This is a genomic window from Halochromatium sp. (assembly GCF_046541315.1).
Lineage (GTDB): Bacteria > Pseudomonadota > Gammaproteobacteria > Chromatiales > Chromatiaceae > Lamprobacter.
Genome location: NZ_JBKHDN010000220.1, coordinates 1 through 4,316 on the forward strand (window position 1 = coordinate 1; position 4,316 = coordinate 4,316).

Sequence of the window (4,316 nt, forward strand, 5' to 3'; positions counted from 1 at the left end):
TCGTCTCCGCGCGTCAGGCCGAATGGCTATCTGGTCCTGTATCGTGATGCGTCCTCGCGCGCCGATCCGAAGGCCCCTGGGCGCTGGACACTGGACACTGGGCGCTGGACACTGGGCGCTGGGCGATCATCCCGCGCGGGTGGCAATCGAGGCGAAGACGCCCCATCTCGGGGACGGTCGGGCGACCGCTCAGACCCTGTCGCTCCCTCAGTCATTCAACCGCTCAGGATCTACCCAGTGGACAGCAGTAGTATTCGCCTTCCCGGTTCCGAACTCGCCGGGATCCGCTTCGCCGATGGCACCCTGCGCATCGACTTCGCGCGCGCCTACATCATCAAGACCATGACCGGCTCGGCCGAAAAGACCCTGTGGTGGCAGGCCGGCGCGCTCATTCTCGACAACGCCGAGCTGCTGGCGCCGTTGCCACAATCAGGATCTAAGCCAGGATCTGATCCAGCCTCCGGGCCAGAACCTGATCCAGGTTCCGAGCCAGGGTCCGAGCCAGGTTCCGAACCAGTGCTCGTCTGCGACGGCGGCGATATCGACGAGAACGTCTACACCTACCGCGACATGATCCCGATTCCGCTCGAGAGCCGCGGCCAGTGTCGTTGCGATCTCAAGCTGCGCGGCAGCGACGCGCGCATCAGCGCCCAAGGCGAGACCATCCGGCTGGAGATGCAGGCCGTGCCCAAGTACATCGAGCACATCCGCTCTGGACCAGCGGGCGCGGGTTGACCCGCGCTCCATCAACTCTGCCGTGCGCACGCACGAAAAAGCCCCCGGTCAACCGACCGGGGGCTTTCAATGGATCCGCATGCGTGGCGCCTGCTCGTTCAGGCGCGAGCAGGCTAGAGGCGGTTCGAGCCGACGATCTCGTGCGCGATATCGACGACACGGTTCGCCATGTCCATGTATTCCTGGCGATAGTTGGCGAGCAGGCCATCCTGCGAGGCCCAGTAGTCCTTACCGCTGATACCGTTCTCGTGCTCGTAATCGATGAACTGCTTCTGCATCTCGAGCATCTTGTCGATCAGGTCCTGCTTCTCTTGCTTCAAGGCAGCGATGTCGGTCATGGTGTCTCCCCCCGCAGGGTCTCGTTAAAATCTTGATTCCGTTGCTGAACTATTAATATATCATGGAGGATCGATGAACGGTCAAGCAGCGCCCGCATGTTCCCTGGATGTTTCATGTGATCCTCTACCAGCCGGAGATCCCGCCCAACACCGGCAACGTCATCCGGCTCTGCGCCAACACCGGCGCCAGTCTGCATCTGATCGAGCCGCTGGGCTTCGAACTCGACGACCGCCGGCTGCGCCGGGCCGGGCTCGACTACCATGAGTGGGTCGGGCTGCGGGTCCACAACAGCCTCGAGGCCTGTCAGCAGGCGCTCGCGCGCCCCCGGCTGTTCACGCTGAGCACGCACAGCCATCAGACCTACAGCGAGATCCGCTTCATGCCCGGCGACGCCTTCCTGTTCGGACCGGAAACGCGTGGACTGCCCGTCGATCTGCGCGAGTCGGTGCCGCCGCAACAGCAACTGCGTCTGCCCATGCGCCCCAACAATCGCAGCCTGAACCTCTCGAACACGGTGGCGATCGTCGTCTACGAGGCGTGGCGGCAGAACGGCTTTCGCTGACTCCAGCGGTCAGAACGGGCAGTCAGCGCCGAGCCCCCGACCCTCGATCAATCGAGTTCGGCCCGATTCGAGCGTTCCAGCAGTTGCCGCGTCGCCGCCTCGGGGGTTTGGCCCTCGTAGAGCACGGCGTGGACCTGTTCCGAGATCGGCATCTCGATGCGATGCTCACGCGCCATCCGATGCACCGCCCGCGCCGTCACCACGCCCTCGACCTCTTGGCCGATCGCCGCCAAGGCCACGCTCGTCGTCTCGCCCCGCGCTAGGGCGAGTCCTAGGCGTCGGTTGCGCGATTGATCGTCGGTGCAGGTCAGCACCAGGTCGCCGAGCCCGCCCAGGCCCATGAAGGTCTCGCGTCGCGCGCCGAGCGCGGCGCCAAGGCGAATCAGCTCGGCCAGGCCGCGGGTGATCAGCGCGGCCCGGGTATTGGCGCCAAAGCCGAGCCCATCGGCGATGCCGGTGGCGATGGCCAGCACATTCTTGGCCGCGCCGCCGACTTGCACGCCAATCAGATCATCGTGGGTATAGGCGCGAAACCGTTCGGAGCGCACCCAGGCCGCGCACTGTTCGGCAAAGGCCATGCTCGTGGCGGCCAGGGTCACCGCCGTCGGCAGTCCGCGCGCGACCTCCCCGGCAAAACTCGGGCCGGACAGGACCGCGAGCGCGCGCTGACCGGTGCGCTCCAGCACCAGCTCGTGCAGCAGCTGCCCGCTCTCGGGATCGAAGCCCTTGGTGGCCCAGAGGACACCCATCTCGGGCGGCAGCACGGGCGCCAAGGCGTCAAGGACATCCCCGAAGAACTGGCTCGGCACCGCGACCAAAACGCCGTTCGCATCCGCCAGCGCCGCTGCCAGCGATGCGGTTGGACGGATCGTTTCCGGCAGCTCGATACCCGGCAGGAAGGTCCGATTCTCGCCCGCATCGAGGAGTGCCGCGACCTGCTCCGGGTCATGGCTCCAAAGCCTGATCTGGTGGCCATTGCCGGCCATCAGCACCGCGAGCGCGGTGCCCCAGGAGCCGGCTCCGATGACGGCGATGCGTGCCATCGCGCCTTAGTGGGTCGTCTCGCCCGCGGCCGGGCCCTCGGCGCCGCCGGCTTGCGGCGACTGATCCCGCTGCTCGGCCTGCTTCTGCGCATAGATCGCGTCGAAGCTCACATGCTGCAGCAACAGATGCGGGAAGCCGCCCTTGGCCACCAGATCCGAGACCGCCTGGCGTGCGTAGGGGAACAACAGGCTTGGGCAGTAGACATAGAACAGGGGCCCGAGTTCTTCCTTGGCGAAGCCGGCGACACTGACGATTCCGGCCTGTTGGATCTCGATCAGATAGGCGGTCTGCTCGCCCACCTTGGTGGTCACGGTGACCGTGAGCACGACCTCGTGGGTGTCCTCGGAGAGCGCCGCGAGCTTGATGTCGAGATGCAGCGAGGTCTCCGGTTTCCAATCCTGACGGAAGATCTCGGGCGCGTTCGGCGCCTCGTAGGAGAGATCCTTGATATAGATACTGCGCAGCGCGAATTGTCGCTCGCCCTGGGGCTGCTGGGGCTGCTGGTTGTCGGCCATGCGGGACTCCGGATCGGGTTAACGTTTCTTGCGGGTCAATGGCAGGTTGGCGCTTTCCCAGGCCAGGATACCGCCCCTGAGGTTGTAGACCTCGTTGAAGCCGGCCTTGCGCAACAGATGACAGGCGGCCTGGGACTGCGAGCCCGAGCGACAGTTGACGATCACCGGCCCATCCTTGAACCGCGTCAACGCGCCGGTCTGCTTCTTGAAGCCGTTTATTGGCACATTGACGGCATTGATGATATGGCCCTTGGCGAAATCGGCGGCCGGGCGGACATCGATCACCGCCGCGTCGCGCTGATTGATCATCAGGGTGGCGGTATTCGGGTCGACCGAGCCCTTCTCGCCGACGATCAAGGTATAGGTGAGCAGGCCGAGGATGACGCCGAGCGCGCCGAAGAGCACCCAGTGGTTTCCAATGAATTCAAGCAGCATAGGGATTAGGAAGAGCGTCGCGGTACGCGGAAGTCAACCCACGAGTATAAGAGCCGGCGCGCTCGCCGTCACGCCCTCAAGGCGTCCGACTGCAAAACACCTCGCGCATCATCACGATCAGGCGCAAGGTGCGCGCGTCGCCAACCCGATAATATACCCGGTTGGCATCCTTGCGCGCGGCCAGGATGCCCTTGTCGCGCAGGATCGCCAGATGTTGTGAGATATTGCTCTGCGAGGTGCCGACATGATCGACGATCTGTTGAACGCTGACCTCCTCGTCACCCAGGGTACAGAGAATCTTCAGCCGCAACGGATGCGACATCGCCTTCAGCGAGCGCGACGCGCGCTCGATATCGGCGTCATCGGCGAACAGGTCGAGCTCGGAAAAATCATAACCGTGCTCCCGTCCGGTCTCGTCGCCAGGCACTTGCCCGGACTCCTGCCGCCCGGGATCGGGCGATGATTTCTCCTTCGGCAACCGCTGTTCTCCTGCCATGACGTCCGCTCGATTATCAACCTTTCATCGATCGATGATAAACCTTTCCGGGTGCCTGGCAAGCGCTCGTTGGCTGCCCGCCTGGCGAACCATGGTTCGCCTCCTGCTGGTCGCCGGGGTCATGGGCTGGGTCGGCGGTGCGGGCGCGGCCTCCGCCCGGGAGTCCACTGGCCAAGCGTCTTCCGGCCAG

At 64.7% G+C, this 4,316-nt stretch carries 7 protein-coding genes; 2 read left to right on the plus strand and 5 right to left on the minus strand.

Annotated elements, in window-relative coordinates:
• Positions 1-237 precede the first annotated feature (237 nt).
• Positions 238-735, plus strand: a complete 498-nt coding sequence (locus ACLFQI_RS11965) for a hypothetical protein (protein WP_410759626.1) — start codon at positions 238-240, stop codon at positions 733-735.
• Positions 736-848: 113 nt separating this feature from the next.
• On the opposite strand, the gene ACLFQI_RS11970 is transcribed toward ACLFQI_RS11965, so the two are convergent.
• Positions 849-1,073: a hypothetical protein gene (locus ACLFQI_RS11970; RefSeq protein WP_410759628.1), complete on the minus strand. Its 225-nt coding sequence runs from the start codon at positions 1,071-1,073 to the stop codon at positions 849-851.
• Between the two features lie 107 nt (positions 1,074-1,180).
• Between ACLFQI_RS11970 and trmL the strand changes: the two genes are divergently transcribed.
• Entirely contained in the window at positions 1,181-1,636 is a 456-nt protein-coding gene (gene trmL / locus ACLFQI_RS11975; RefSeq protein WP_410759630.1) for a tRNA (uridine(34)/cytosine(34)/5-carboxymethylaminomethyluridine(34)-2'-O)-methyltransferase TrmL, read from the plus strand.
• 47 nt (positions 1,637-1,683) lie between these two features.
• Here trmL and ACLFQI_RS11980 read toward each other — a convergent pair whose 3' ends face one another.
• The 4 genes from ACLFQI_RS11980 to ACLFQI_RS11995 form a co-directional block, all read right to left on the minus strand.
• Positions 1,684-2,679: an NAD(P)H-dependent glycerol-3-phosphate dehydrogenase gene (locus ACLFQI_RS11980; RefSeq protein ID WP_410759632.1), complete on the minus strand. Its 996-nt coding sequence runs from the start codon at positions 2,677-2,679 to the stop codon at positions 1,684-1,686.
• Between the two features lie 6 nt (positions 2,680-2,685).
• A complete protein-coding gene (secB, locus tag ACLFQI_RS11985; RefSeq protein WP_410759634.1) occupies positions 2,686-3,195 on the minus strand; it encodes a protein-export chaperone SecB in 510 nt (169 codons plus the stop codon).
• Between the two features lie 18 nt (positions 3,196-3,213).
• A complete protein-coding gene (locus ACLFQI_RS11990; protein ID WP_410759636.1) occupies positions 3,214-3,630 on the minus strand; it encodes a rhodanese-like domain-containing protein in 417 nt (138 codons plus the stop codon).
• Positions 3,631-3,706: 76 nt separating this feature from the next.
• Entirely contained in the window at positions 3,707-4,003 is a 297-nt protein-coding gene (locus ACLFQI_RS11995; protein ID WP_410759637.1) for an ArsR/SmtB family transcription factor, read from the minus strand.
• Between the last annotated feature and the right edge of the window lie 313 nt (positions 4,004-4,316).

What these genes read in the sequence shown, in the direction of transcription:
- ACLFQI_RS11970 (WP_410759628.1), bottom strand. Translation starts at nt 1,073, where the DNA reads ATGACCGACATCGCTGCCTTGAAGCAAGAGAAGCAGGACCTGATCGAC.
- ACLFQI_RS11990 (WP_410759636.1), bottom strand. Translation starts at nt 3,630, where the DNA reads ATGCTGCTTGAATTCATTGGAAACCACTGGGTGCTCTTCGGCGCGCTC.
- ACLFQI_RS11980 (WP_410759632.1), bottom strand. Translation starts at nt 2,679, where the DNA reads ATGGCACGCATCGCCGTCATCGGAGCCGGCTCCTGGGGCACCGCGCTC.
- trmL (WP_410759630.1), top strand. Translation starts at nt 1,181, where the DNA reads ATGTTTCATGTGATCCTCTACCAGCCGGAGATCCCGCCCAACACCGGC.
- secB (WP_410759634.1), bottom strand. Translation starts at nt 3,195, where the DNA reads ATGGCCGACAACCAGCAGCCCCAGCAGCCCCAGGGCGAGCGACAATTC.